General features: G+C 62.3%; 32 protein-coding genes and 1 tRNA gene. 16 read left to right on the top strand and 17 right to left on the bottom strand.

The annotated features are described in order from the left end of the window. Positions 1-128 precede the first annotated feature (128 nt). The gene (locus tag AC04PH_RS07650; protein WP_483065150.1) at positions 129-839 is read left to right on the top strand and encodes a DUF1223 domain-containing protein; all 711 of its coding nucleotides are present in this window, start codon (positions 129-131) and stop codon (positions 837-839) included. 10 nt (positions 840-849) lie between these two features. Here AC04PH_RS07650 and AC04PH_RS07655 read toward each other — a convergent pair whose 3' ends face one another. The 6 genes from AC04PH_RS07655 to AC04PH_RS07680 all read right to left on the bottom strand — a co-directional run bounded on the left by AC04PH_RS07655 (position 850) and on the right by AC04PH_RS07680 (position 4,648). Beyond that, entirely contained in the window at positions 850-1,725 is an 876-nt protein-coding gene (locus AC04PH_RS07655; RefSeq protein ID WP_483065151.1) for a lysophospholipid acyltransferase family protein, read from the bottom strand. Positions 1,726-1,727: 2 nt separating this feature from the next. Continuing rightward, complete coding sequence (nthA, locus tag AC04PH_RS07660) at positions 1,728-2,378, bottom strand: nitrile hydratase subunit alpha (RefSeq protein ID WP_483065152.1); 651 nt, start codon at positions 2,376-2,378, stop codon at positions 1,728-1,730. Continuing rightward, entirely contained in the window at positions 2,378-2,641 is a 264-nt protein-coding gene (locus tag AC04PH_RS07665; RefSeq protein WP_483066169.1) for an SH3-like domain-containing protein, read from the bottom strand. Before AC04PH_RS07665 ends, nthA begins: the two co-directional genes overlap by 1 nt. Positions 2,642-2,654: 13 nt before the next feature. After that, positions 2,655-3,002 (bottom strand): ScnB-like protein, encoded by a 348-nt coding sequence (locus tag AC04PH_RS07670; RefSeq protein ID WP_483065153.1) that lies wholly within the window; start codon positions 3,000-3,002, stop codon positions 2,655-2,657. Positions 3,003-3,050: 48 nt separating this feature from the next. After that, complete coding sequence (locus AC04PH_RS07675) at positions 3,051-4,082, bottom strand: FliG C-terminal domain-containing protein (RefSeq protein WP_483065154.1); 1,032 nt, start codon at positions 4,080-4,082, stop codon at positions 3,051-3,053. A 74-nt stretch (positions 4,083-4,156) separates the two neighbouring features. Next, positions 4,157-4,648 (bottom strand): autoinducer binding domain-containing protein, encoded by a 492-nt coding sequence (locus tag AC04PH_RS07680; RefSeq protein WP_483065155.1) that lies wholly within the window; start codon positions 4,646-4,648, stop codon positions 4,157-4,159. 140 nt (positions 4,649-4,788) lie between these two features. On the opposite strand from AC04PH_RS07680, the gene AC04PH_RS07685 reads away from it, so the two are divergent. Both AC04PH_RS07685 and AC04PH_RS07690 read left to right on the top strand, forming a co-directional pair. Continuing rightward, positions 4,789-5,397, top strand: coding sequence for a helix-turn-helix transcriptional regulator (locus tag AC04PH_RS07685; protein ID WP_483065156.1), 609 nt, complete (start codon positions 4,789-4,791; stop codon positions 5,395-5,397). 124 nt (positions 5,398-5,521) lie between these two features. Further along, entirely contained in the window at positions 5,522-6,178 is a 657-nt protein-coding gene (locus tag AC04PH_RS07690) for an acyl-homoserine-lactone synthase (RefSeq protein WP_483065157.1), read from the top strand. Between the two features lie 109 nt (positions 6,179-6,287). Here AC04PH_RS07690 and purB read toward each other — a convergent pair whose 3' ends face one another. Continuing rightward, complete coding sequence (gene purB / locus AC04PH_RS07695) at positions 6,288-7,607, bottom strand: adenylosuccinate lyase (protein WP_483065158.1); 1,320 nt, start codon at positions 7,605-7,607, stop codon at positions 6,288-6,290. A gap of 87 nt (positions 7,608-7,694) precedes the next feature. Between purB and AC04PH_RS07700 the strand changes: the two genes are divergently transcribed. From AC04PH_RS07700 to AC04PH_RS07710, 3 genes are all read left to right on the top strand, one after another. Further along, complete coding sequence (locus tag AC04PH_RS07700) at positions 7,695-8,027, top strand: hypothetical protein (RefSeq protein WP_483065159.1); 333 nt, start codon at positions 7,695-7,697, stop codon at positions 8,025-8,027. Positions 8,028-8,029: 2 nt separating this feature from the next. Beyond that, the gene (locus AC04PH_RS07705) at positions 8,030-8,440 is read left to right on the top strand and encodes a DUF6314 family protein (RefSeq protein WP_483065160.1); all 411 of its coding nucleotides are present in this window, start codon (positions 8,030-8,032) and stop codon (positions 8,438-8,440) included. 73 nt (positions 8,441-8,513) lie between these two features. Then, the gene (locus AC04PH_RS07710; protein WP_483065161.1) at positions 8,514-9,119 is read left to right on the top strand and encodes a biotin transporter BioY; all 606 of its coding nucleotides are present in this window, start codon (positions 8,514-8,516) and stop codon (positions 9,117-9,119) included. A gap of 55 nt (positions 9,120-9,174) precedes the next feature. Here the strand turns inward: AC04PH_RS07710 and AC04PH_RS07715 are convergent, their stop codons facing one another. The 6 genes from AC04PH_RS07715 to AC04PH_RS07740 form a co-directional block, all read right to left on the bottom strand. Next, positions 9,175-10,383, bottom strand: a complete 1,209-nt coding sequence (locus AC04PH_RS07715; RefSeq protein ID WP_483065162.1) for a bifunctional alpha/beta hydrolase/OsmC family protein — start codon at positions 10,381-10,383, stop codon at positions 9,175-9,177. Between the two features lie 101 nt (positions 10,384-10,484). Beyond that, the gene (gene dddP, locus AC04PH_RS07720) at positions 10,485-11,828 is read right to left on the bottom strand and encodes a dimethylsulfonioproprionate lyase DddP (protein ID WP_483066170.1); all 1,344 of its coding nucleotides are present in this window, start codon (positions 11,826-11,828) and stop codon (positions 10,485-10,487) included. A gap of 123 nt (positions 11,829-11,951) precedes the next feature. Continuing rightward, complete coding sequence (locus AC04PH_RS07725; protein WP_483065163.1) at positions 11,952-12,521, bottom strand: hypothetical protein; 570 nt, start codon at positions 12,519-12,521, stop codon at positions 11,952-11,954. Positions 12,522-12,647: 126 nt separating this feature from the next. Continuing rightward, entirely contained in the window at positions 12,648-14,054 is a 1,407-nt protein-coding gene (gene glnA, locus AC04PH_RS07730) for a type I glutamate--ammonia ligase (protein ID WP_483065164.1), read from the bottom strand. Positions 14,055-14,104: 50 nt separating this feature from the next. After that, positions 14,105-14,443: a P-II family nitrogen regulator gene (locus AC04PH_RS07735; protein ID WP_339930145.1), complete on the bottom strand. Its 339-nt coding sequence runs from the start codon at positions 14,441-14,443 to the stop codon at positions 14,105-14,107. A gap of 259 nt (positions 14,444-14,702) precedes the next feature. Further along, positions 14,703-15,170 (bottom strand): Hint domain-containing protein, encoded by a 468-nt coding sequence (locus tag AC04PH_RS07740; RefSeq protein WP_483065165.1) that lies wholly within the window; start codon positions 15,168-15,170, stop codon positions 14,703-14,705. Between the two features lie 176 nt (positions 15,171-15,346). Here AC04PH_RS07740 and AC04PH_RS07745 point away from each other — a divergent pair. The 3 genes from AC04PH_RS07745 to AC04PH_RS07755 all read left to right on the top strand — a co-directional run bounded on the left by AC04PH_RS07745 (position 15,347) and on the right by AC04PH_RS07755 (position 17,433). Further along, positions 15,347-15,431, top strand: a tRNA-Leu gene (locus AC04PH_RS07745). A 24-nt stretch (positions 15,432-15,455) separates the two neighbouring features. Beyond that, entirely contained in the window at positions 15,456-16,787 is a 1,332-nt protein-coding gene (gene tig / locus AC04PH_RS07750; protein WP_483065166.1) for a trigger factor, read from the top strand. A 169-nt stretch (positions 16,788-16,956) separates the two neighbouring features. Beyond that, entirely contained in the window at positions 16,957-17,433 is a 477-nt protein-coding gene (locus AC04PH_RS07755; protein ID WP_483065167.1) for a hypothetical protein, read from the top strand. Positions 17,434-17,579: 146 nt separating this feature from the next. Here AC04PH_RS07755 and rplI read toward each other — a convergent pair whose 3' ends face one another. From rplI to rpsF, 3 genes are read right to left on the bottom strand one after another with little or no spacing between them, the layout of a single operon-like run. Further along, positions 17,580-18,209 (bottom strand): 50S ribosomal protein L9, encoded by a 630-nt coding sequence (gene rplI, locus AC04PH_RS07760; protein WP_483065168.1) that lies wholly within the window; start codon positions 18,207-18,209, stop codon positions 17,580-17,582. A 12-nt stretch (positions 18,210-18,221) separates the two neighbouring features. After that, positions 18,222-18,449, bottom strand: a complete 228-nt coding sequence (gene rpsR, locus AC04PH_RS07765; RefSeq protein ID WP_483065169.1) for a 30S ribosomal protein S18 — start codon at positions 18,447-18,449, stop codon at positions 18,222-18,224. 26 nt (positions 18,450-18,475) lie between these two features. Continuing rightward, on the bottom strand, positions 18,476-18,829 hold the full coding sequence (gene rpsF, locus AC04PH_RS07770; protein WP_483066171.1) for a 30S ribosomal protein S6: 354 nt from the start codon (positions 18,827-18,829) through the stop codon (positions 18,476-18,478). A gap of 291 nt (positions 18,830-19,120) precedes the next feature. Here rpsF and AC04PH_RS07775 point away from each other — a divergent pair, with 291 nt between their 5' ends. Continuing rightward, complete coding sequence (locus AC04PH_RS07775) at positions 19,121-19,708, top strand: hypothetical protein (RefSeq protein ID WP_483065170.1); 588 nt, start codon at positions 19,121-19,123, stop codon at positions 19,706-19,708. A gap of 146 nt (positions 19,709-19,854) precedes the next feature. Then, entirely contained in the window at positions 19,855-20,445 is a 591-nt protein-coding gene (locus AC04PH_RS07780) for a YceI family protein (RefSeq protein ID WP_483065171.1), read from the top strand. Between the two features lie 63 nt (positions 20,446-20,508). On the opposite strand, the gene AC04PH_RS07785 is transcribed toward AC04PH_RS07780, so the two are convergent. Further along, positions 20,509-21,699, bottom strand: coding sequence for a cytochrome b/b6 domain-containing protein (locus AC04PH_RS07785; protein WP_483065172.1), 1,191 nt, complete (start codon positions 21,697-21,699; stop codon positions 20,509-20,511). Between the two features lie 160 nt (positions 21,700-21,859). Here AC04PH_RS07785 and fabD point away from each other — a divergent pair, with 160 nt between their 5' ends. From fabD to mltG, 5 genes are all read left to right on the top strand, one after another. Beyond that, positions 21,860-22,792 (top strand): ACP S-malonyltransferase, encoded by a 933-nt coding sequence (fabD, locus tag AC04PH_RS07790; protein ID WP_483065173.1) that lies wholly within the window; start codon positions 21,860-21,862, stop codon positions 22,790-22,792. 24 nt (positions 22,793-22,816) lie between these two features. After that, a complete protein-coding gene (fabG, locus tag AC04PH_RS07795) occupies positions 22,817-23,554 on the top strand; it encodes a 3-oxoacyl-[acyl-carrier-protein] reductase (RefSeq protein ID WP_483065174.1) in 738 nt (245 codons plus the stop codon). A 147-nt stretch (positions 23,555-23,701) separates the two neighbouring features. Beyond that, positions 23,702-23,935, top strand: coding sequence for an acyl carrier protein (locus AC04PH_RS07800; RefSeq protein WP_483065175.1), 234 nt, complete (start codon positions 23,702-23,704; stop codon positions 23,933-23,935). Between the two features lie 167 nt (positions 23,936-24,102). Continuing rightward, the gene (gene fabF / locus AC04PH_RS07805) at positions 24,103-25,362 is read left to right on the top strand and encodes a beta-ketoacyl-ACP synthase II (protein WP_483065176.1); all 1,260 of its coding nucleotides are present in this window, start codon (positions 24,103-24,105) and stop codon (positions 25,360-25,362) included. Beyond that, on the top strand, positions 25,362-26,516 hold the full coding sequence (gene mltG / locus AC04PH_RS07810) for an endolytic transglycosylase MltG (RefSeq protein ID WP_483065177.1): 1,155 nt from the start codon (positions 25,362-25,364) through the stop codon (positions 26,514-26,516). Before fabF ends, mltG begins: the two co-directional genes overlap by 1 nt. Positions 26,517-26,617 lie beyond the last annotated feature (101 nt).

The following is a 26,617-nucleotide window of genomic DNA, read 5'->3' on the forward strand; positions in this document are numbered from 1 at the left end:
GCACACCAAACCACAATCAGGCTCCTTTCTGTTGCGAGCCCCACACGGTGGCGGCGCGATGACGGGAGGCTCGCAAATGCTTGATTGGTCATTTCAGGTGAATCTTCATAGACCGAATTCAGAAACCCATGGACACCACCGACATGCGCATCCTGCTCAAACCGATCTGTATTCTGGCGTCACTCACGGCAGGGGCCGTCGCGGCAGAGCCATCGCCCACCGTCGTCGAACTCTATACCTCGCAGGGCTGCTCGTCCTGCCCGCCGGCCGATGCGATGCTGACGGAGCTGGCCGCCCGCGACGATGTGATCGCGCTGGCGCTGCATGTGGACTACTGGGATTACATCGGCTGGGCCGACAGCTTTGCCGCGCCGATTTTCACACAGCGGCAGCAGGATTATGCCCGCGCCGCAGGGTCTGCTACCGTCTATACACCGCAGATGGTGATCGCGGGCGTCGACCATGTGATCGGATCGCGTCCGATGGAGGTCGCGGACCGCCTGCGCGCGCACGAGGGGTCAGATCACGGTGTCGCGCTCGAAATCGCGCGGTCAGGCGACACGCTCGACATCGCGGCGCAGTATAGCGGCCTCGCCGCGCCGATGGTCGTGCAGCTTGTCCGCTACACACCGGAAAAGACGGTGGCCATCGGGCGCGGTGAAAACGCCGGGCGCGAAATCACCTATTCCAACATCGTGACAAGCTGGCAGATCGTGACATCGTGGTCCGGTGAAGACGCACTGGCGACACAGGTGCCTGTTGCGGGGGCCGAGCCCATCGTGGTCCTGGTGCAGGCGGGCACGGATGGTCCGATCCTCGCCGCGGCCGAGATCGACTGACGGAGCGGCGCTATTTCCAGCGCCGGTGGACCCAGAACCACTGGCCGGGGTGGGCGCTGACCCGCGCGGCAAGCCTGTCTGTCGCCGCGACCATCATTTTCTCCGGCGTGCTGTGCGGTATCGGCTCTTCCACCCAGACATCGAAGTCCAACCCGTTCGCCTGCCGGACGGCAAAGTAGGGGACAAGCAGGGCGTCGCTCCGCAGGGCGAGGTCGGCCGCCGAAAGCGACGTGCGGGCCGGTCGCCCCAGAAACGAGATCGGCATCCCGCGGCTGTTGGCGACGTCGAACAGCAATGTCGCCATGCCGCCGGATTTCAGATGCCGGGCGAACCCGGCGGTGCCGCGCCGCCCCTGCGGAAAGACCGGTCCCCCCCAAGATGTCATCGTGCGGGCGTAGTGTTCGTTGAAATAGGGGTTGCCCATCGGGCGATAAAGCCCGCCGATCGTGAAACCCATCGCGGTCAGCACATGGCGCGGCACCTCGTGGTTGCCGAAATGGCCCGTAATGAAAACGACGGGTCGTCCTGCGTCGCGGGCCGCCGTGACCGCCGCAAGCCCGGCACCCTGAACCGGCGTTCCGGCGACCCGCGCGCCAAGTTCACGCCAGCTGTAGTTCTCGATCAGCGTGCGGCCAAAGTTGTTGCAGACCTCATCGGCGATGCGGCGGCGCGTGGCATCGTCCATCTTGGGGTAGATCAGCGCCAGATTGTCGTGTGCGCGGCGGCGGTATCCGGCCAGCGGACCGATCAGGCGTTGCACGACCGATCCCATCAGGGCGACGCGGCGCGGGTAGGGCATGCGCATCGCCCCGCCGATCAGCGCCCGCAAAATCTTGTCGGCCAGCCAGTCGCCGCGCGTGCCTGATGGTCCGTCGGTGTCGTCCATGCTCAGGAGGCAGGCCTGCGCGGCAGGCCGGTGCCGATCATGCTGTCGCGTGTGACCAGCGCCGTAAGCTCCGCCTCTGACAGGTGGTCGGTGCCATCGGGGCGCATCGGGATCACGATATAGCGCATGTCGGCAGTGCTGTCGTGCACCCGCACCTCTTGCCCGTCGGGCAGGACCGTGCCGAATTCCGCCAGCACCTTGCGCGGCTCGCGCACGGTGCGCGACCGGTAGGCCCGCGATTTATACCAGTCCGGCGGCAGGCCCAGCAGGTTGCGGGGATAGCAGGAACACAGCGTGCAGACGACGACGTTGTGGACCTGCGGCGTATTTTCCAGGGCAATCAGTTGCATCGGACCAATGTCGAAGCCCATCTCGGTCGCGGCGGTTCCGGCGTCCTGTATCAGCCGCGCGGCGAACGCGGGGTCGGTCCAGGCCCGCGCGACGACAGCCGCGCCGTCCGCCGGGCTGCGGGCGTCCATCGCCTCGATCTGGGCGGTGATTTCGGCGGCGGTGGTGACACCCTTGGCGATCAGCAATTCGCGGATCGCGATCTCCATCGTCTGCCAGTAAGTCAGCGGCTTGTCGTCGTCCGCGCGATAGGGATGGCCCGATGGCGAAAGTCCGTTGCCGTGGGCGTGGTGGTCATGGGGCATCAGGTGTCGGCCTTTTCAAGCCAATGCGCATAGATTTCCGCTTCTAGCGTGTCGTCTGCATCCTCTGTGCGGTCGCCCCAGACATCGGCCATGGCAAAGTGTACGCGCAAAAGCGGCAGGCGGGGCGCGGTCACGCCATAGGCGCGATCTTCGGGGTTGGGAAAGGGGCCCAGGATACGCTCGACCGTGCCGGTCTTGCCGCGCAGATACCAGGGCGTGCGCACGTGCCCCGGCGGCACCGACGTCTTGACCCGCACGGACATGCCCGACTGCCAGTCAGCCACGGCTCGCATCCCCGTAGGTTGTGCCACGCGCGATCACGTCATCCATTTTCGCGGCGAGTTCGGCGGTGGTATAGACCCCGGCCTCGATCAAATTCTGGTTCACGGACGCGACCCAGCGTTCGTAATACGTCATCTCATCGAAAGACGACGGCGGCATGTCCTCCAGCACACGGCGCAGCCCGTCGACCGTGAACAGGCCCTTGGTGGAACAGAGCACCATGAGCGCATCGACCCGCTTTTCCCAAAGCGCGAAGTCGTGCTGGTCGGTGGGGACGGGGCCTGCCGCATCGCCGCCCATGTCGTGCCAGCGGCGTCCGTTGAAATCTGTCGGTGTTGTCATGCGCCGACGTTACCGGATCGGCCACCGCACTGTCCATGCGCGACTGCGTCAACCGTCGCTTTCGTCGGATGGCGGGATCAGCGTGATCGTGCCGGCATCCGTCAGTTCCCGGATCGCCGCTGTGACGGCATTCATCGCACGATCCGCATCGGCAGGGGTGACGGCACCCAGTTCGGCGATGTCATCGCGGATCTGGCCCGCCATCCGTTGCGAGATATTGGCCAGGATGAAATCCGCCGCCGCCGGCATGTCGCCACCCGCGGCCTGCGCCCCGCCGACAGCCTGGGTCAGGGTTTCCGGCGAGACGCCACGGATACAGGTCGCGATATCGACCGGAGTGATCCGCGTCGGAATATCCGCAAAGGTAAAGATGGCCCGGCGCACGTCCGCCGCGAACACGGTGTCGGTATCCGTCAACCCCTGCAGGACGGCATCGCGAATGACGGCGGCGCTGGAATTCAGGATCGCACCCACCCGTTTCACCGGCGCCTTGTCAAAGGCGGTGGCGACAGCCGCGCAATGTTCCTGCACCAGCGCCGCGCCGATCTGTGTCACCGTGTCCGGCGTGATATCGGCGGTGCGTGAAACGGCGTATGTGACCCGGCGCGCGCGCGGTCCCGGTAAAAGTGCAAGCACCTCTGCCGCCTTGCCGACGGGCATCTTCGACAGGACGACCGCCGCGATTTCGGGGCTCTGGACCTCGACCACATGGGCCAGTTCGGCGACCGGCAGATCGACGAGCACGGTCCACGGGTCGTTCAGGCGGGCATTTGCGATATCGGCACGCATCTTTGCCGCCAGCGCCGGGCTGATATGGTCGCCCAGCGATTTCAAGAGCGCCTCTGCCCCGCCGGGGGCCACCAGCCCGACCTGATCCAGCGCACCGACGAATTCTTCCGCCACCGCGGTGATCGTGGCCTTGTCGACAAGCCGGATGGTGGCAAGTTCGTCGGCCAGTGTTTCCTGCAACGACAGCGGCAGGAGCGACAGGTCGATCTTTTCGCCGCCCCCAAGGATGAGGTGAACGATCATCGCGGCCTTGCGCTTGCGTGTCAAAGGAAGGGTTGCGGCAGATGTCATAGGGCCCCGGGTCACTGTCGGGCGACGTTAAGTGACGGGTCCCTAATGCAGGGTTAAGCCGCGCGCAGGCTACGCTATTTTCCGGGGTGGGTGTAGTGCACGGACATCGCCTTGATCGCGGCTCGCGTGGGTTCCGACAGGGCGGTCCGGTCGGCGGTGATCTTGTGGATCGCCTCGAACGATTCGACCAGCGATGCCTTTTCCTTTGCGGTGAAGTCGCGATCGCTGCGCGAGAAGCTGCCGAAACTGCGTCCGCCATCGCTTTCGACGGCACAGGTCAAACCATGGTTGAGTCCGAATTCAGCCGCCTGCTGCAGAACACCGGCGGCGTCCGCATCGGCCAGTTCGCTCCAGGAAATGGTACCGGTATTCTCGAAACCCCAGTGCACGGTCGGGTCCTGCATCAGCAGTCCCTTCTGGGCATAGTGATCCAGCCAGTCACGTGCGTAGGTCTGAAACATGAAGGTCGGCGTCGTGTAGATGACATGAAACCCAAGTGCGAAGCCCGAAGGCGCGACGCTCTTGAGAACAGCGAGGTGTTCGCTGATGATCGTTTCTTCATGCATCGCTGGTTTACTCGCTTTCAGGTTGCCAATCCAACTCGAACCGAAATACTCTGTAAAGGGGGTAGTGGACACAATACTAATGCCAATTCCCGCGATGGGACAGACTTTTCTGGCGCGTGTCACTGCTTAGAGGAAAGTGAATGTCGACACTACTTGACCGGGAGGATATCGCGCGATTTGCGCCAGCGGGTCATTACATCGCTCTACGGATCGGATTCGCTTTTCCCGTGGAAGAGGTGAATGCGCTGCCGCCCGAATGGATCGACCACTATACCAAGCAGCGGTATATGCTCTTTGATCCGATCATCCGCTGGGTCTATGGCAATGTCGGCGCAACCCGGTGGAGCGACATCGATCTTGACGATCCCCGGCGTGTGATGGCGCAGGCGCAGACATTCGGCTTGCGCTATGGCGTTGCGGTGGCCTGCTTCGACGGCAACGCAGAGGGGCAGAGATCGTTCGGATCTTTCGCCAGATCGGACAGAGAATTCAATGATTTGGAAATCAAATTACTGACCGCCTATGTCAACCGCCGCCACGACGAAATGGCGCCACCCACCAATTTGACCAAGGCCGAGCTGGAGGCACTTGGCATGGTGCGCGACGGCAAGCGGCTCAAGGAAATCGCCCATGATCTCGGGGTGACGGAAGGAGCGGTCAAACAGCGCCTGAAGAATGCCAAGACGAAGCTCGAAGCGAAAACCGGATCGCAGGCGGCAGCACTGGCCGCGCAATACGGGCTGATCTGAGCAAGGCGGAAGGCCGCGCATCCGCGGGATGAATGATGGTAAATGCGCGCAGGCATTAACCATGTATGCTATGACAATCACGGGTCGAAGTGCTATTTGTTTCTCGCCATAAAGGAGAGCAAACATGGATAATATCACTTTCGATTTTGCACATCTGCACGAGCACGGATCAGCATTCGTCGATTTCCTGCGTCTGCGGAAGCGGTTTTTCGTGGATGAGTTGGGCTGGGATATCCCGCATGACGAATCTGTCGAGATGGATCAGTATGACAACCCTAAGGCGAGTTATTCTCTCGTTCATGTCGACGGGGAAATCGTCGGCGGCGCGCGCGTCATGGCGACGACCGCCCGCTGGGGCACGCACAGCTATATGTTGCGCGATGCGTTCGAAGGCAAGCTGATCGACATCCCCGCATCCGTCCTCGCCGAGGAGATTTCCAGCCCGACGGTTTGGGAATGTACGCGGCTGGTCATTTCCGACCGGATGGACACGCAGGCCCTGCGCAGCCAGTGCCTGTGCATGATCCTTGACGGAATGATCGACATCGTCGCCTCTCAGGGCGGTGACCGGATCATGTCGCTGTCGCCGCTGGCGATGATGCGCACCCTGCGTCAGCTCGGCTATGCAGCCGACAGGGTCGGTGACCCTTACCACAACGTCGGTGACGGACGGCGCTATGCCGTGCTGACGATGCCGGCCAAGGTGCGGCCGCTCCATGCGGTGCCACGGGCCACACATCGTCCGGTCTTGCAGCCCCTGCACGCCCCGGCCATCGCCTGATTGGACTGCATCACCTCGCGCTGGCGCGTAGGTAATTCTCCGACGTGGCGTCACACGTCAGGGCAGGGTGGTGTAGCCCGGACCGGCCAAACTGGCCGGACCCAGTCAGCTATGCGGTCGCGTCTTGGGTACCGAAGACTCGCGCGAAGATCGTATCGACGTGTTTCGTGTGATACCCCAAATCGAATTTTTCGCGGATATCATCGGCCGAAAGCGCCGCCAGCACATCGGCGTCGCCCAGCAGTTCCGTCTGAAAATCCGCGCCCTTTTCCCAGACCTTCATCGCGTTACGCTGCACCAGCTTGTAGGCGTCTTCACGGCTGACACCGGCTTGGGTCAGCGCCAGCAGCACCCGCTGCGACATGACCAGACCGCGAAACTTGTTCATGTTGGCCAGCATGTTGTCGGGATAGATCACCAGCTTTTCGATGACACCGGCCAACCGGTTCAGCGCGAAATCGAGCGTCACGGTCGTATCCGGCCCGATGGCGCGCTCGACCGATGAATGGCTGATGTCACGCTCGTGCCAGAGCGTCACGTTCTCCAGCGCGGGCACCACCGACATGCGCACCAGCCGCGCCAGCCCGGTCAGGTTCTCCGTCAGCACCGGGTTGCGTTTGTGCGGCATTGCGCTCGATCCCTTCTGACCCTTGGAAAAGAACTCCTCGGCTTCCAGCACCTCGGTGCGCTGCATGTGGCGGATTTCGGTGGCGATGTTTTCGATGCTGGATGCGATGACGCCCAGCGTGGCGAAGAACATGGCGTGGCGATCGCGCGGGATCACCTGCGTGCTGATCGGTTCCGGCGTCAGGCCCAGCTTTTCGCAGACGTGCTCTTCCACCGCCGGGTCGATGTTGGCGAAGGTGCCGACGGCACCCGAAATCGCGCCCGTCGCGATCTCGGCCCGGGCGCTGACCAGCCGCGCGCGGCCCCGGTCCATTTCCGCATAGAACCGGGCGAACGTCAGCCCCATCGTCGTGGGTTCGGCGTGGATGCCGTGGCTGCGCCCGATGCGCACGGTATCCTTATGCTCGTATGCACGCGTCTTCAGCGCCGCCAGCACGCGGTCCATATCCGCCAGCAGCAGGTCCGCCGCCCGCACCAGTTGCACGTTCAGTGTCGTGTCCAGCACGTCGGAACTGGTCATGCCCTGGTGCACAAAACGCGCGTCCTCCGATCCGATGTGTTCTGCCAGATGGGTCAGAAAGGCGATGACATCGTGTTTCGTTACTGCCTCGATCTCGTCGATCCGGGCCACGTCGAATTCGACGTCCTTGGCCTTCCAGACCGCATCCGCGTTCTCGCGCGGGATCACGCCCAGATCGGCCTGCGCGTCGCATGCATGTGCCTCGATCTCGTACCAGATGCGGAATTTGGCCGCAGGCGACCAGATAGCGGTCATCTCGGGGCGGGAATAGCGTTCGATCATGGGTCACATGGCCTTTTTGTGAATGGGCAGCGGCTGCGGCTTGGGTCATAAGGGGGGCGGCCCGATGTCTCAAGACCTGCTGGAGCGATGATGCGCAAGACCGCGATCCTATTGACCCTGTTGCCCGCCACGGCCTGGGCGGACTTCACGCCGATGTCTGGCGACGATATCCGCACGACGCTGACCGATGCCGATGTAACCTACGAAATTGCGGCGCAGACCTTCTATGCCTCCGGACGGACGCTCTACGAAACCGACAGCCACCCGGAATGGGGCTATTGGCGAGTGGAAGGAGACCAGTACTGCAGCCAGTGGCCGCCGAACGATCAGTGGACCTGTTTCGATATGGCGCGTGATGGCGACATCATCCGCTTCATCGGCTCGCACGGACAAGTCACCGACGGTGTGCTGGCCGACTGAAGATGCGCACCGCCGGAGATTTTGCCGGGCGCTGGCACCTGCAGCGCGATATCACCGACCGGCATGGCAATATGGGCGGCACGCTGACTGGCAGTGCCGTGTTCACGTCTGCAGCCAACGGATTGCAATATGACGAGACCGGAACGCTGACACTGGCCAATGGCACCGCCTTGCAAGCGACCCGTCGCTACCACTGGCACTTCGATGCAGACAGGGTCACCGTCTATTTCGCCGACGGCGCTCCCTTTCACAGTTTCGCACCTGTCGGCCAATCCGATGGCTCCCCGCATTTGTGCGGCGACGACCTCTACATCTGCGCGTATGATTTCAACGACTGGCCAAACTGGCACGCCACCTGGACGGTCAGGGGCCCGCGCAAGGATTATACCTCGACAAGCCGCTACAGCCGTTAGCGTGATCGGTGTTGCACATGCAGCATGAGTGGGGCAGAAATACCGCAACGCACAACAACGAGGGGGCGAGGCTATGGCGCTTGCACTGAACGATAAGGTCCTGATCGAGGCATTTGGTGAATCCGAACAGACACGACGCCGCATCAAGCAGGTGTTGATGGTGCTGCTGGGCATCGCCGCACTGGCGCTGACCGCCAAGGTCAAGGTGTTCATGCCGGGCAACCCGGTGCCGATCACGCTGACAACGTTCGCGGTGCTGACCATCGGCGCAGGCTATGGCGCGCGCTTGGGTGTGCTGACGGTGCTGGGCTATCTGGCCGTCGGTGCGCTGGGCTATGATGTCTTCGCCGGCTCTTCGGCCGAAAACAACGGTCTGGCCTATATGATGGGCGGCACGGGCGGCTATCTCGTGGGTTATGTGCTGGCGGCAGGCGCGCTTGGATTTGCGGCACGCAAGGGCTGGGACCGGTCGGTGCTGATGATGGCGCTGGCGATGTTGATCGGCACGGCGTTGATCTATCTCCCCGGTCTGGCGTGGCTCTATCAGTTCGCCTCCGGTTGGGGGCAGACGCTGGCATGGGGCATTACGCCATTCCTGCTGGGTGACGCGATAAAGTTGGCCTTGGCCGCGCTGATCCTGCCCGCCATCTGGAAGTTGATCGGCGACGCGCGCAAGTAAGCCACGCGATCATTCGATAACAAAAGGCGCAGCCATCGGCTGCGCCTTTTGCGTTTCACCCCTCGGCCAAGGTCGTGCTGACCGTCGCCCCGGCTTCCAGCGTCTTGTGCACCGGGCACTTGTCGGCGATCTCCAGCAGGCGGGCGCGCTGATCGTCGGTCAGGTCACCCGCCAGGTGGATCACGCGCTCGAACCGGTCGATGCGCCCATCCTCCTTGCAGTCGGTGCTGTGGCATTTGTCGTGGCAGATATCGACGGCGACATGCGCCAGCGGCCAGCCCTTGCGCCGCGCATACATCCGTATCGTCATCGACGTGCAGGCCCCCAGCCCCGCCGACAAAAACCCGTAGGGCGTCATGCCCTTGTTGGTGCCGCCATACTTGGCCGGTTCGTCCGCAAGCGCGTGGTGATGCGCACCGGAGTAGATATCCTGCAGGAACCCCTCGGCGTCGACTTCGGACGCGCGCAGGATACCCTCTGGCAATTCCGGTTTCTCCGGTGGCGTCAGGTCGACATAACGGCCCGCCCAAGCGGCGATGACCTCAGCGGCGTATTCCGCATCAGCGGATTTGGTGATCAGGTGATCGGCGTCATCCAGCGTGACGAAACTCTTGGGGTGTTTGGCGGCGAGGAAAATCTGGCTCGCGTTCTCGATGCCCACGGTCTGGTCGCGGGGCGCATGCAATACCAGCAGCGCGGCCTTCAGACCGGTCAGGGCAGGGGTCAATTCCCCCTTGGCGACGTCGTCCAGAAACTGCTTGCCGATGGTAAACGGCCGCCCGCCCAGGTCGACAGAGGCCACGCCTTCCTCGATGATCTTGGGCAGGGCGTCGCCGAAGTTATGCGTCACATGCGCTGGGTCGAACGGCGCGCCGATCGTGACCACACCTTTCACCGACGGGATCTCCGGTGCCGCCTTGATCACCGCCGCCCCGCCCAGCGAATGACCAATCAGCAGCGACGGGGCCATGTCGCGCGCGTCAAGTGCGGCGCATGCCGCCAGCAGGTCATCGACGTTGGAGGTGAAATTCGTGTTCTCGAACTCGCCGTCCGAATGGCCCAGCCCGGTAAAGTCGAACCGCAGGACAGCGATGCCCATGCCCGACAGGCGCGCGGCGATGCGGCGGGCGGCGGCGATATCCTTGGAACAGGTGAAGCAGTGCGCAAAAAGCGCGGTCGCCAGCACCGGCCCCGCCGGCAGATCGAGCCGGGCGGCAAGGTCATGGCCCGCATGTCCGGGGAAGGTGAATTTTTCGGTGGGCATCGGCGTCTCCTGCAGTTGGCTTGCCCATCCAGATGGACGGCAGCGCCGAACCGCGCAAGCGCAGCGGCCGCGCGTCACGCGATGGTGACGTTTGTTGCGGATTACATCTCGTCGGTCAGTCGCGGATCGAACGGGTATTTCGTCAGGTTCTCGAAGCTGTCCTCGGTGATCAGCACCTGATCCTCCAGCTTGATCGAGAAATCGCCGCCTTCGGGACTGATCAGCGCCTCCACACACAAAACCATGCCCGGCAGAATCGGATGGTCGAAGGCTCCCCCGACCGCTTGGTCGGGATAGGCCACCAGCGGCCATTCATCGCACAACCCGACGCCGTGCATGAAGCATCCGTATTTCAGTTTCTGATACTGGTCCGGCAGCCAGTGACAGTTGGCGATCAGATCGGGGATCATGACGCCCGGTTTCAGCATTTGCATATTGGTTTCAATATGTTCTATGCCGATCTTCATAGCCTCGATCATATCGGCGCGGGGCTTGGCGTCACCGATCCACCAGGTCCGGCTGATGTCGATGCAGATACCGTAGGAGCCGACAAGATCGGTGTCGAAGGCCACAATTTCGTTATTCTGCACGATGCGCGGCCCGCATTCCTGAAACCACGGGTTCGTGCGGGGGCCGGAGGCGAGCAGCCGCGTTTCGATCCACTCGCCGCCGCGTTTGATGTTCTCGGCGTGCAGCACCGCCCAGATATCATCCTCCGACATATCGCCTTGCGGGACTCCGGCGCGGGCTGCGTCCTCCATCGCGCGGCAGGCGGTTTCGCAGGCGTGGGACGCGCAGCGCATGGCAAGGATCTCATCCGGTCCTTTCACCGAACGGGCATGCTCCGTAAGTTCTTCGCCTTCCATCACCTGCAGCCCCCGCGCCTCCAGCGCGCGCAGGCCGGAAACCATGATCTTGTCGACGCCCAGACGGCGGTTGTCGCCCGCGTGTTCGCGCAGCAAATCCAGCACCTGCGTGGTAAACCCTGCCGCCGCCTCCGTTCCCTTGTCGCCATTGGAGAAATAGAACATCGACGCGCCCGACCGGCTTTCGCGCACCAGCGGGTTGTAATCGGCCAGAAACGGCGCGTTCTTGTAATCCCACAGCACCATGTAGCCATCCGCGCAGACCAGACAGGCGCGGAACGGGTTGTGTGTGTTCCAAAGCTGCATGTTCGTGGTGTCGGTGGCGTAGCGTATGTTGAGCGGATCGAACATCAGGATGCCCGCGTATCCGCGCGCGTTCACCGCATCGACCAGCCGCTGCAACCGGTAGGCGCGCATCGCCGCCAGATCGGGCAGGATCAGCCCTGCCGCCTCCCATTCGCGGAAGGCCAGCTGCGTCGGGCCAATCTCCACACGGTCGTTGTCGTTGGGGCTGCCGTCGGGCAGCATCGCACCCTTCGTCGGGTCGATCTTGCGGGTGTCGCGGTAGTGCTGGTTCATGGCGGGCCTCGCGCTGGTCGCACCCAGAATGGGGTCGCCCAACGCCTGAGTCCGGTCAGGAATCGACAGAAAGTGGGTCCGAAAGGGACGTTTCAGCGAGACTGAGGGCTATCGACGCGCAGATCATTCGCTCTGCGTCGCCATCCCGTCGCTGCGTGGGGCCATCAGATCGACCGGCTCGAACGGGTTGCGCAACAGCTCCCAATCGGCTGCCGAAGACACAGGATTGGCGAAGGTCTCGCCCTGTGCCGTCAGTTGCATGACCATGCGTTCCGCCCCGGACAGGATGAACATCCACATCAGGATCGTCGCGCCGAGCGCGATCCGGGTCAGCCTGACCTTTACGCCGCCAAGCATGTTGGCGAGCAGCACGATGATCCCCAGCGGTGGAAACGCGATCAGCAAGGCAAAGCTGTTGCCCCATAGATGCCGCTTGTGGGCCTTGGCATCGCGAGGCGTGCCGTCGAACATCCGCGCGCCCCAGACGAATCCCCAGAACCGCTCGGACAGCGGCACCTCAGGCGCCTGTTCGGTTTCCGCCATATGGGTTGCGACCCGCAGTGACATCGCATCGCTGCCCAGTGATTTCGGGCCGAACCACGCGACGAAGCGTTCCGCCATGGAAGGATCATGCGACGGGCGCGCCCTGCGGGTGCCGTCGCGGTCGATCAGGGGCAGGGTGGGGACACTCATCACAGGCTCCGTCTGTTGGGACAGATCAGCGATACCGGGCAACTGCGACGGGAGTGGGGCCATAACCGCAAAAGAAATGGGCGCCCCCCAAAGGGGACGCCCGTTTACGGTCGAACCGTCGCTGTCTTAGCAGCTGTAGTAGAGTTTGTATTCCATGGGATGCGGTGTGTGCTCGTAGGCAAAGACCTCTTCCCACTTCAGTTCCATGTAGCCGTCCAGCTGGTCCTTGGTGAACACGTCGCCCTGCAGCAGGAACTCGTGATCGGCTTCCAGCGATTCCAGCGCCTCGCGGAGCGAGCCACAGACCGTCGGGATCGCGGCCAGTTCTTCGGGCGGCAGGTCGTAGAGATCCTTGTCCGAGGAGGGGCCGGGGTCGATCTTGTTCTTGATGCCGTCAAGGCCGGCCATCAGCAGGGCTGCAAAGCAAAGGTAGGGGTTCGCCGCCGGATCGGGGAAGCGGGCCTCCACGCGCTTGGCCTTGGGGCTTTCGGCCCACGGAATACGCACGCAGCCCGACCGGTTGCGGGCGGAATAGGCGCGCAGCACGGGGGCCTCGAAGCCCGGGATCAGACGCTTGTAGCTGTTGGTCGACGGGTTCGTGATCGCGTTCAGCGCCTTGGCATGCTTGAGGATACCGCCGATGAAATACAGCGCCTCCTGGCTCAGGTCGGCATATTTGTCGCCTGCGAACAGCGGCTTGCCGTCTTTCCAGACCGACATGTTCACGTGCATTCCGGTGCCGTTGTCGCCCGCGATGGGCTTTGGCATGAATGTCGCGGACTTGCCATAGGCCTGTGCGACGTTGTGGATCACATACTTGTACTTCTGGATCTCGTCCGCCTGATGGGTGAGCGAGCCGAAGATCAGACCCAACTCGTGCTGGCACGACGCAACCTCGTGGTGGTGCTTGTCGACTTTCATGCCCATCCGCTTCATCGTGGACAGCATCTCGCCGCGCATATCCTGCGCATCGTCGATCGGGTTCACGGGGAAATAGCCGCCCTTGATGCCGGGGCGGTGTCCGGTGTTGCCCATCTCGTACTCGGTGTCGCTGTTCCAGGCACCGTCGATCGCGTCGACCTGATAGGACACCTTGTTCATGGACACCTGAAAGCGCACGTCGTCGAAGACGAAGAATTCCGCTTCCGGTCCGAAATAGGCGGCGTCGCCGATACCGGAGGCCTTGAGGTATTCCTCTGCCTTCACGGCCGTGCCGCGCGGATCGCGGTCATAGGCTTCCATCGTGTCGGGTTCGACCACGTTGCAGTGCACGCACAGCGTCTTTTCGGCATAGAACGGATCGAGATAGGCGCTTTCGGCCTGTGGCATCAGCTTCATGTCGGACTGGTCGATGGATTTCCAGCCGGCGATGGACGACCCGTCGAACATGAAACCTTCGTCGAGGAAATCCTCGTCGACCAGATCGGCCACCACGGTGACGTGCTGGAGTTTGCCGCGGGGGTCGGTGAAACGGATGTCGACGTATTCGACGTCCTCATCCTTGATCATTTTCAGAACGTCAGCTTTGTTCATCGGGATTGGTCCTTTGGAATGGAAAAGTATTTGTGGTCAGGCGGGTGGCGTCAGAGCGCGTCTTCACCCGTTTCGCCGGTCCGCACGCGGATGGCCTGTTCGATGGTCGAGACGAAGATCTTGCCGTCGCCGATCTTGTCGGTCTTGGCCGCACCGATGATCGCCTCGATGGCGGCATCCAGCAGATCGTCCGCCAGAACGACCTCGATCTTCACCTTCGGCAGGAAGTCGACGACATATTCGGCGCCGCGGTAGAGTTCGGTATGGCCCTTCTGACGGCCAAAGCCCTTGACCTCGACGACGCTCAGTCCCTGCACGCCCACGTCCTGCAGCGCCTCTTTGACTTCATCGAGCTTGAACGGCTTGATGATGGCCTCAATCTTTTTCATGGCCGCGACTCCCCTTCGTTTCGCTGTTTCGCCTTGGATCATCTCTGTGCGGGAACGACAATTCAAGGCGGGGCAGGTGACAATTCGCGCAACCCCGGAATACGGTATGTGCACAAAAAATAGGCAGATCGCATCGAAAAGGGGCGAAATTGAATCTAGCCGTTCGCCCGCAGTCAGAACGATGCGACGCGGCATGAAAAAACCGCCGCCTTCCTTGCGGAAGGGGCGGTCAAAAAAGCGCGGGATGGAATGAGTGGGTTCAGCCGGCTTCGGCGATCATTTCCACGCCGTCGGCATAGATGATGTGGGCGGCATCGAAGCTCAGCGTATAGACCGTCACCTCGCGCGCGGTCATTTCCGACAGGAACTCCCCGTCGACCAGGCGGCTGGCGGTCACGCTGGCAGCCTTGGCGCCGAAAAGAGCCTCTGCACGCCAGTCGCGCAGGTGAAGCCGGGTGCCGGGGGCCACGATCATGTCGCGGTCGGGCCGGGTATGACCAAGCGAGCCTGCCTTGATGCGGATCGGGGACATTTTTACGGTCTGTTTGGTCACGGCGCGCAGCACGCTCATCCCGCTGTCGCGCGTGATGATCCGGTCACCGGCGGTCAGATGTTCGACGGGGATTTCGCCGTCCAGTGTCATGACCGTCGTCCCGGCGCAGATGCCGGATTCGACCGCCGGCACCGCTGTGATGTTCTGTTCGAAGTCTTTTGTGTTCAGTTGCATGTCGTCATTCCCGCGTTTTTGCTTTTTCTGCAATCATGAGTGGAGGCCAAATGTGGCAAGAAAGCGTTCACGGGCCGCCTTTTTTGCGAAAAATTTTACTCTCGCATCCGCGTCACAGCTTTGCTAGAAGGCGCGCAACACGAAAGGGGTGGGGTGTGCCTGCCCCTTATTTACATGCGGGTGTGGCGGAATTGGTAGACGCACCAGATTTAGGTTCTGGCGCCGCAAGGCGTGGGGGTTCAAGTCCCTTCACCCGCACCATTTGACAAAGAAGAAGGACGATCCATGCAGGTCACAGAGACCCTGAACGAAGGCCTCAAGCGCGGTTATTCCATCACCGTCACGGCGGCAGAGCTTGACGCGAAAGTCACCGAAAAGCTGACAGAGGCGCAGCCCGACGTCGAAATGAAGGGTTTCCGCAAGGGCAAGGTCCCGATGGCGCTGCTGCGCAAGCAGTTCGGCCAGCGCGTCATGGGCGAGGCGATGCAGGAAAGCATCGACGGCGCCATGAACAAGCATATGGAAGACAGCGGCGACCGTCCTGCGACCCAGCCCGAAATGAAGATGGCGAACGAGGACTGGAAAGAGGGCGACGACGTGCAGGTCGACGTGTCCTACGAAAAGCTGCCCGACGTGCCTGACACAGATTTCTCCAAGATCAAGCTGGAGCGAATGGTGGTGAAGGCCGACGACGCATCCGTCAAGGAAGCGCTGGAGAACCTCGCCAAGTCCGCACAGTCCTTCGAGGACCGCAAGAAGGGTGCCAAAGCCAAGGACGGCGATCAGGTCGTCTTCGATTTCGTCGGCAAGGTTGATGGCGAAGCATTCGAGGGCGGCTCTGCCGAGGATCACGCACTGGTGCTTGGGTCCGGTCAGTTCATCCCCGGTTTCGAGGAAGGACTGGTCGGTGTGAAGGCCGGCGACGAGACCGATGTCACCGTGACATTCCCCGAGGATTACAACGCCAAGCATCTGGCCGGCAAAGAGGCCGTGTTCTCCTGCACGATCAAGGCCGTGAAGGCGCCCAAGGATGCAGAGATCGACGACGAGATGGCCAAGCAGTTCGGCGCGGAAGACCTGGAGGCGCTCAAGGCCCAGATCACCGAGCGTCTGGAGGCCGAATACAAGGGCGCATCCCGCGCGGTGACCAAACGTGCGCTGCTCGATGCGCTCGACAAGGAGGTCAGCTTCGATCTCCCGGAAACGCTTGTTACCGCAGAGGCGAACCAGATCGCCCACCAGCTGTGGCACGAGGAAAACCCCGACGTGCAGGGCCACGATCACCCCGAGATCGAGGCGACGGACGAGCACAAGAAGCTCGCGGAACGCCGGGTGAAGCTGGGCCTGCTGCTGGCCGACATCGGCCAGAAGGCCGACGTAAAAGTGTCGGACGCCGAAATGACGCAAGCCGTCATGAACCAGGCGCGCCAGTATCCCGGTCAGGAGCGCGAGTTCTTCGAGTTCGTGCAGCAGAACGCCCAGTTCCGTCAGCAGCTTCAGGCCCCGTTGTTCGAGGACAAGGTCGTCGACCACATCTTCGAACAGGCCAAGGTGACCGATAAAGAGGTCAGCAAGGACGACCTGCAAAAGGCGGTCGAGGCGCTCGACGAAGAATAAGAGATACAACCTGATGTTGTGGAAGGGCGCCTGCGGGCGCCCTTTTTCGTTGGACCTGCACATAAAGTCAGGAAATCCTTGCCCTTTTGGTCAAAAATTCCTGTTCTCAAGCGGCGGATTACCGCTTAGGCTCCCGCCATCCCAACCGTTTTCCAACAGGAGACCATTCATGAAAACGCTTATTCTTGCAGCGATCGCTGCAATGGGCTTCGGCACGACAGCCTTTGCCTGCCCCAATTTCAACGCGGCACCCGCCGAATCCTATCAGGCCAGCGGCAGTCAGCTGCGGCAGCGCCGGGGCTTCAATGTCGTCGCGGGCGGCAACAACTACATCTGGAATTGCTCGCATATCCGCCCCGGCACCGACACCGGCGCGGGTTATTTCCCGACGGCACCCGATTTTTCCTTCAACCTGAGCGGGATGGGCGGTTTGCGTCTGGTCGTGAGCGTGGTCAGCGATTGCGACTCCGCGCTGCTGATCAACACCGCATCCGCCAACTGGTATTATGACGACGATGATAACGGCAATCTTGATCCACGTATCGTTTTGACCCGTCCGGCAAACGGCCGGATCGACGTCTGGGTCGGCACCTACGACGGCCAGTTCTGCAACGCGCAACTGCAGATGGAAACCTTCGCGCGCTGATCCGCATAAGATCTGAAATCAGAACGGCCGCAGTTTCAACTGCGGCCGTTTTGCGTGTCGCAGCACTCTGTCAAATTCAGCCATCCCGAAACGCAAAAGGCCGCGCGAAACCGCGCGGCCTTTTGTCTATCGTCGTTCAGGCGTGATCAGTCGTCGTCGCCGTCGGCTGTATCGTCCGCCGCGGGGGCAGGGGCTGCATCGTCGCCGAAATCGTCCATACCGGCAGCACCGATATCGTCGAACAATTCCTGGATTTCGAACTCGGCTGCGGCTTCTTCCTCGGCGGCGAGATCCTGAATGGATTTGCCGGCGGCCTGAAGCTCTGCCTCTTCGACGGACCGCGCCACGTTCAGCGTGATCGTGACGGACACCTCGGGGTGCAGCACGACGGTGGCGTCATGCAGGCCCAGTTCCTTGATCGCGGCGCCCAGAACGACCTGACGCTTGTCGACCGAAAAACCTTCTTCGGTCGCGGCATCGGCGATGTCGCGCGGTGTGACCGACCCGTAAAGCGACCCGGCGTCGGAGGCCGAGCGAATCACGATGAAGGTCTGGCCGTCGAGCTTGTCGCCCAGTTTTTCGGCTTCCTTGCGGGTTTCCAGGTTGCGCGCTTCCAGTTGGGCTTTTTCAGCCTCGAAGCGGGCCATGTTGGCCTCGTTCACGCGCAGGGCCTTGCCCTTGGCGAGAAGATAGTTGCGGGCGTAACCGGGCTTGACGGTGACGACTTCACCCATCTGTCCCAGTTTGGCCACGCGTTCCAGCAGGATAACTTCCATGTCGAATTCTCCTTACTTGACGGCGTAGGGCAGCAGGGCCAGGAACCGTGCGCGCTTGATCGCCTGGGCGAGCTTGCGCTGGTTCTTGGAGCCGACGGCGGTGATACGCGCAGGCACGATCTTGCCGCGCTCGGAAATATAGCGCTGCAGCAGGCGGGTGTCCTTGTAGTCGATCTTCGGGGCGTTCTCGCCCTCGAACGGATCGGACTTGCGGCGGCGGAAAAATGGTTTAGCGGCCATGGTTTATGGTCCTTTCCTGATCTGGGTTAGCGGCGCTCGCGACGGCCGTCGCGCTCGTCACGTTTCTGCATCTGGACGGATGGGCCCTCTTCGTGGGCGTCCACCTTGATCGTCAGAACGCGCATGACATCGTCATGCAGACGCATCAGACGCTCCATCTCCTGCACGGCAGGCGCGGGCGCGTCGGTGCGCAGAAAGGCATAGTGGCCCTTGCGGTTCTTGTTGATCTTGTAGGCCATCGTCTTGACGCCCCAGTACTCGTTTTCCAGCAGCTTGCCGCCGTTATCCGCGAGGACTGTGCCAAAATGTTCGATCAGGCTTTCTGCTTGCGTGTTGGACAAATCCTGACGCGCAATCATGACATGCTCATACAAAGGCATGCGGTCTCCATTCATTTCTCGGCGCATTTCATAGAGCGGGCGTTTGGTCTTCTGCGGCCCGGTCACGAGAGGCTGCGCAGTTCATCAAGTGTGCAGAAGATGCGGCCTTATACAGACGATGCGCGCGCGCGCAAGAGGCAGGGCCGACGGAACAGGACAATCGCACTGCCAAAGGCTGCCGCTACGTCAACCTTAACGGCGGTTCATTTTCGCAACCTTGTCACCGACCTGCCACGATGCTGCCCCGTTTCCCGCTTTGGTTGCAACCGTGACAACAAAGGACACCTTAACATGACTGATATGGCAAACGTACAAAGCCAACTTCCGGTCAGTAACCAGTTTCTTGAAGTTTCTCCCACCGCGTTCACCGTCGACGAGGCGCACTGGGGCTATATCATCCGCGCAGGCATGAAGGCGGGTGCCGGCATCATTCTGTCGCAGGTCATCGCGATGTTTCTGGGGGCCGCATTTCTGGCGGCGGCACTTGGTATCTGGCTGATCCCGCTGCAGACGGTCGGAGCGGACGCAGGCATCATGCGGTTCGGCGCGTCATTGATCTTTGTGGCCTTCGCCGGGTTGCTGTTGTGGTTCGCCAGTCGCGGGACAGAGCCGGAACTGCAGATCGACACGACATTGGGCGAAATCCGGGATGTGGTGCGCAACCGCGCCGGGCGCAGCACCTTGCTTGGCCGCTATGGCTTCGACGCGATCGGCGGGGTCTTCCTGCAGCGGACGGGGGCGGACAAGTCCGCAACGCTGGTCATGCGCTACCGCAACACGGCGCAAACCGTTCTGGTCGCGACCGGCACAGAAGACGCGTTGGAGCGGCTCAGGGATCGGCTGGGCCGCGACCTGATGCTGACAGGTGGCGACCGCTGAGGCCGCAACGCTTTGCGATCTGGGAAAAGGGGCTGCTTTTGCGGCCCCTTTCGCGTTTTGAACAGCCCATGTTCGCAAATGCGGAATTGAGATTTCCGCGCGCTACGCCAGTTTGACTCACAGCATTCCATCAAGGAGGATTCCAGATGCTCAAGCAGATCGCACTCGCCACCGGTATTGCGCTCGTGGCCGTTCCCGCCGCCGCCGCACCCGAGGCCTACACCCTCAACGAAAGCCACAGCCAGGCTTTGTTTACCTACAACCACGCCGGGTTCTCGACCACCTACGGGATGTATTCGGGCTTTGGCGGCGACATCATGTTCGATGCCGAAGACCCCGCAAACTCGTCCGTCAGCGTGACCTTCCCCGCATCCGAGATGATCACCGGCTGGGACGCGCGCAGCGGTCACTTCCTGCAATCGGGCGATTTCTTCAAGCTCGATGAATTCCCCGATGTCACCTTTGAATCCACCGCGATCGAGGTCACCGGCGACAACACCGCCAACATCACCGGCGATCTGACGTTGAACGGCGTCACGAAATCCATCGTTCTGGAAACCACGCTGAACCAGCAGACGGACGAATATCCATTCCCGCCGTATCAGGGCAAAAAGGCAATCGGTCTTGACGCCACGACCACGCTGATCCGCAGCGATTACAACCTTGGCATGTTCACGCCCTTCATCCCCGATGAAGTGCCGGTGACCATCTCGCTCGAAGCCGTCGCTGCCGAATAATCGAAGTCCAAACGGACCAAAGGGCCGCGCCGGGAAACTGGCGCGGCCCATTTCGTTCATCACTCAGTTCCGCGTAGCCGTCAGCGCAATTGCCACATCCACCGCAAAGGCGAGGCTTGCTTCCCCCGCCATGCTCTCGCCGATGTTGAAATCCATCCGGTTCAGCGTGACCTCGCCGATCATGACCGCCGTGCCGTCTGTGATGTCCAGCGTAAAGGGCAGCGTGACTGGCACCGTCTGCCCCTTCAATGTCAGCGTGCCGTCCGCGACATAGGCATCACCGTCGGCCATGATCTCGGCGGCGAAGACGGCGGTGTCGTGCTGTGCCACGTCGAAGAAATCCGCGCCCATCGCCTGTTCCGTGACCGACCCGAGCGACAGCGATCCGATGGCGACGGTCGTCTCGACCTGGCCCATGGTGCCCGTCGCGTCCGGGTCGAAGCTGATCGCGGCGGTCCAGTCCGCGAAACGCCCGGTGACCGGGCTGCCAAGCTGGGTGACGGTCAGTGCGATCTCGCCCTCCTGCACCGCCCAGTCAGAGGCGACATCGGCCAGTGTGGCCCCGCTAGCCCGGTCACCCGTGTGAAAGAACCCGACCATGGCCCCAGCACCCGTCGCCGCCGCAAAGATCGCGATGGCCACGACAGGTGCCACAAGGCTCGCCCGCTGGGCCTGCACGGCGGGGGCGTCGGCGCTGCCGAACCACATGCGCCGCAGCGTGGCGTCACGGTCGATGAAGTGGTGCTTCAGTGCACCGGCGATATGCAGCAGGATCGCCGCGATCATCACCTTGCCGAAGATCCAGTGCAGGCTGGCGAAGATATGCCCCAGATCGGGGTCTTTCGGCACGAAGGGCAGCGATTGGCCGAACGGCCACCAGATCGGCGCGAACCCGGTCGTGGCCGCATGTTCGATCCAACCCGATAACGGCACGATCACCAGCGAGATATAGAGCGCCCAGTGCACGACAGAAGCAACCAGTGTCTCGACCTTGCGTTCGGGGTGCAGATGCCCGGGGCGCGACTGCCCCAGCGCCCAGGCGATCCGCAGCAGCGCCACAAGGAACACCGCGACACCCAGCGTCTTGTGCGCCGAAAACACCTGCGCTTTCAGCGCAAGTTCGGCATCGGTTTCGAACGGCAGCCGGTTGGCGATGGCACCCAGCGGGATGATCGCGAGGATCAGCAGGGCGGTCAGCCAATGAAAGGTCTTGGTGACGCTGCCATAGCGCGTCTGTGTGTTGCGGCGTGGCATGTCGGGTGTCCTTCTGCGTGCGTGTTGCCCCGTCCTAGCAGGCTTTGCACCGCGCGCCAATTTCACTGCGCGCGCGGCGCTTGTGCGGATTTGCGTTGCTTGTGCGCCTGCCCACGCCGGGTTAGGCTTTGGCAACGCAGAAGAAAAAGGGGATGTCGCGATGCGGGCATTTGTATTTCCGGGGCAGGGTGCTCAGGCCATCGGCATGGGTCGCGCGTTGGCGGACGCCTATCCGGCAGCGAAAGCAATCTTTGACGAGGTCGATGATGCTCTGGGCGAAAAGCTGTCGGCATTGATCTGGGATGGCGACATCGACGAGTTGACCCTGACGCGCAACGCCCAGCCCGCGCTGATGGCGACGTCGCTTGCCGCGATGCGCGCGCTGGAGGCCGAGGGCGTGAAGATCACCGATGCCGACTATGTGGCCGGGCATTCGCTGGGTGAATATTCCGCATTAGCCGCCGCCGGGGCGCTGAGTGTCGCCGATACCGCGCGCCTGTTGCGCCTGCGGGGTTCCGCGATGCAAGAGGCGGTGCCGGTCGGCGTCGGTGCGATGGCGGCGCTGCTGGGGCTGGATTTCGCTACGGTGAAAGAGATCGCCGCCGAGGCCGCCAGCGAAGGCATCTGTCAGGCCGCCAATGACAACGACCCATCGCAGGTCGTCGTGTCCGGCCACAAGGAGGCCGTGGAACGCGCTGTCGAACTGGCAAAGGCAAAGGGTGCCAAACGCGCGATGCTGCTGCCGGTCAGCGCACCCTTCCACTGCGCCCTGATGGAACCCGCCGCAAACGCCATGGCCAGCGCGCTGGCTGACGTGACCGTGAACGCCCCTGCCGTGCCGCTCGTCGTCAACGTCCGGGCAGAGGCGGTGACGGAACCCGATATGATCCGCGACTTGCTGGTCGAACAGGTCACCGGCTCTGTCCGCTGGCGCGAAAGCGTGCTCTGGATGAGCAAAATGGGCGTGAACAGCATCTGGGAAATCGGCGCGGGCAAGGCGCTGTCGGGCATGATCCGTCGGATCGACAAGGAGATTTCCTGTCAGGCGGTCGGCACGCCGGATGATGTGAAAGCGGCTGCGAGCAGTCTTTGAAACCACTTCAAGAAAGAACAATATATGTTTGACCTCACAGGTAAAAATGTCCTTCTCACCGGCGCGTCCGGCGGCATCGGCGGCGCGATCGCGGGTGCCTTGCATCAGGCCGGCGCAACGGTTGCCCTGTCCGGCACCCGCGTCGATCCGCTGGAGGCGCTGGCGAAGGAACTAGGCGACCGCACCCACGTGCTGCCCTGCAACCTGAGCGACGCCGAGGCCGTGAACGCGCTGCCCAAACAGGCGGCGGATGCGATGGGATCGGTCGATATTCTGGTCAACAACGCCGGGATCACCCGCGACAATATTTTCATGCGCATGTCGGACGAGGAATGGGCCAGCGTGCTGGAGGTCAACCTGACCAGCACCATGCGCCTGTGCAAGGGCGTGATCCGGGGCATGATGAAATCACGCTGGGGCCGGATCGTGAATATCTCATCTGTCGTGGGGGCCACCGGCAACCCCGGGCAGGCCAACTATGCGGCGTCCAAGGCCGGTATGGTCGGCATGTCGAAATCCATCGCCTACGAGGTCGCCAGCCGCGGGATCACCGTGAACTGCGTCGCCCCCGGTTTCATCACCACGCCGATGACAGAAAAACTGACCGACGATCAGAAGGCCGGGATACTGGGGCAGGTGCCCGCGGGCCGCATGGGCGATCCGGGTGAAATCGGGGCCGCCGTGCTGTATCTCGCCAGCCCCGAAGCGGCCTATGTCACCGGCACGACCTTGCATGTGAACGGCGGTATGGCCATGTTGTAATCACTCGACGGGCCGTCAAGGTGGTCAGTCGTTTTCATTTGCGTAGCGTCAATTCTCTGTTAGAAGCCACGCAGATTCGAAAAGAACGGCCTGCGGGCCGCTCTCAAAAACCGGGCCATCGGCCCACAACGAACGTGAGGAATTGCCATGAGCGACGTCGCAGACCGCGTACGCAAGATTGTTGTAGAGCATCTTGGTGTTGAAGAAGACAAGGTTGTCGAAGGTGCGTCCTTCATCGACGATCTGGGTGCAGACAGCCTTGACACCGTCGAACTGGTGATGGCCTTCGAAGAGGAATTCGGCATCGAAATCCCTGACGACGCAGCCGAGACGATCCAGACGTTCGGTGACGCGGTGACGTTCATCAAGGGCGCGCAGTAAGCCGTAGCCTGATTGCTATTTGAAAACGGCGTTCGCATGGCGGGCGCCGTTTTTCTGTATGCGGGCCTTGCGTGAAGCTGCCTGCCGGTGCCCCGGTGCCCTTGCTCCTGTCGGTTGCATTGGGCTATCACGGGGCAAGAACCCAAGATGTAAGGTGAGGGCACATCATGCGGCGCGTCGTTGTTACAGGACTAGGTCTGGTTACGCCTTTGGCGGACGGGGTCGAAAACAGCTGGAAACGGATCCTCGATGGCCAGTCCGGGGCCGGGCCGATCACGTCGTTCGATGCCAGCGGTCTTGCCACAACCTATGCCTGCGAAGTGCCGCGCGGCGACGGCTCCGACGGATCGTTCAACCCCGATACCTACATGGCCCCCAAGGATGCGCGGAAAGTCGATGACTTCATCCTGTTCGGCATCGCCGCTGCACAGCAGGCGGTCGAGGATTCCGGCTGGACCGCCGAAACCGAGGAACAGCAGCACCGCACCGGCGTGATGATCGGATCGGGTATCGGCGGGTTGAAGTCCATCGCGGACACTGCTGTCATGATTAAGGAAAAGGGTCCCCGCCGGGTGTCGCCCTTTTTCATTCCCGGCGCGTTGATCAACCTGATTTCCGGGCAGGTCAGCATCAAATACGGGTTCAAGGGGCCGAACCATTCGGTGGTGACCGCCTGTTCCACCGGCGCGCACGCGATTGGCGATGCGACCCGGCTGATCAAATACGGCAGCGCCGATGTGATGATCGCAGGCGGGGCCGAGGCCGCGATCTGCGAGATCGGCATTGCGGGGTTCAACGCCTGCAAGGCACTGTCGACCAAACGCGGCGACGATCCGCAAAAGGCCAGCCGCCCCTATGACGCGGACCGCGACGGGTTCGTCATGGGCGAGGGTGCGGGCATCGTCGTGTTGGAGGAATACGAGCACGCCAAGGCGCGCGGTGCGAAGATCTATGCCGAGGTGCTGGGTTACGGGCTGTCGGGCGACGCTTACCACATCACCGCACCGTCCGAGGACGGCGAGGGTGGCGAGCGATCGATGCGCGCCGCGCTGAAGGATGCCGGGCTGGAACCCGCCGATATCGACTACATCAACGCGCACGGCACATCGACGATGGCCGACACCATCGAATTGGGTGCTGTGGAGCGGATGATGGGTGACGCGGCGGCGAAGGTCACCATGTCGTCGACCAAGTCCGCGACAGGCCACCTGCTGGGTGCTGCGGGTGCCATCGAGGCGATCTTTTCGATCCTCGCGATCCGTGATCAGGTGGCCCCGCCGACGATCAACCTCGACAATCCGGCGGTCGAAACAAAGGTCGATCTCGCGCCGAACGCCAAGCGGGCGCGTGAGATCAATCTCGCGCTGTCGAACTCATTCGGTTTCGGCGGCACCAACGCGAGCGTCCTGTTCGGAAAGACTGAATAATGTGGCGACATATCGCGGCGAATGCGCTGACGTTCCTGATCGTCGCGCTGTTTCTAGTGGCCGGGGCGATTGCATGGGGTGCGAAGGAGTATCGCGCCGAGGGGCCGCTGGAGCAGGCGATCTGCCTGCGGGTCGAAAGTGGCACGAACATGCGCGCGGTGAGCGAACAGCTTGACGCGCAGGGGGCTGTGACGTCGCCCGCGATCTTCCGGATCGGTGCGGATTATTCCGAGAAATCAAGCCAGTTGAAGGCGGGCAGCTTCCTCGTGCCGGAAGGCGCGTCGATGGAAGGCATCGTCGATCTGGTCACGCGCGGCGGGGCCAGCACCTGCGGCACCGAAGTTGTGTATCGCGTCGGCGTGACGCGCACGTCCGTGCAGGTGCGCGAACTTGACCCGGCCACGAACCGTTTTGTCGAGGTGGCGGAGTTCAACCCGGCGGAGGACGAGACGCCAGCGGAATACACCGCCGTGCGCGCCGAGGACGACACGCGCTACCGCGTGGCTGTGGCCGAGGGCGTGACAAGCTGGCAGATCAAGACGGCGCTGAACGATCTGGACCTGCTGGAGGACGACGTGGCAGAGACGCCGCCGGAAGGATCGCTGGCGCCCGACAGCTATGAATTCGCGCCGGGGGCAACGGTGGCGTCGCTGCTGGAGCGGATGACCTCGGCGCAGGAGGTCATCCTGGCAGAGGCCTGGGCGGAGCGGGCGGATGGATTGCCGCTGGCGACGCCGGAAGAGGCGTTGATCCTCGCCAGTATCGTGGAAAAGGAAACCGGCGTGGCAGAAGAACGGCGGCAGGTCGCCAGCGTCTTCGTCAATCGTCTGAACCGCGGCATGCGGCTGCAGACGGACCCGACGGTGATCTACGGGATTACCGAAGGCGAGGGCGTGCTAGGGCGCGGCTTGAGACAGAGTGAGCTTCGCCGTGAAACCCCTTGGAATACTTATGTTATCGACGGTTTGCCCCCGACGCCGATCGCCAACCCCGGCAAAGCCAGTATCGAAGCGGCACTGAAGCCGGCGACGACGGAGTTTGTGTTCTTTGTGGCGGACGGCACTGGCGGTCATGCCTTTGCGACCAACCTGGACGATCACAACCGCAATGTGGCGATCTGGCGTGAAATCGAGGCGCAGCAGAACGGGAACTGATCCTCACCGGATTAGGAATTTGTTAATGGGACCGGGCGCTTAGGCGGCCCGGTTTCTTGACTTTTCTACCGTCTTGGCGTAGCGTCATCGGTAAGCTAGAG

The organism is Yoonia sp. KMU-150 (assembly GCF_056858355.1).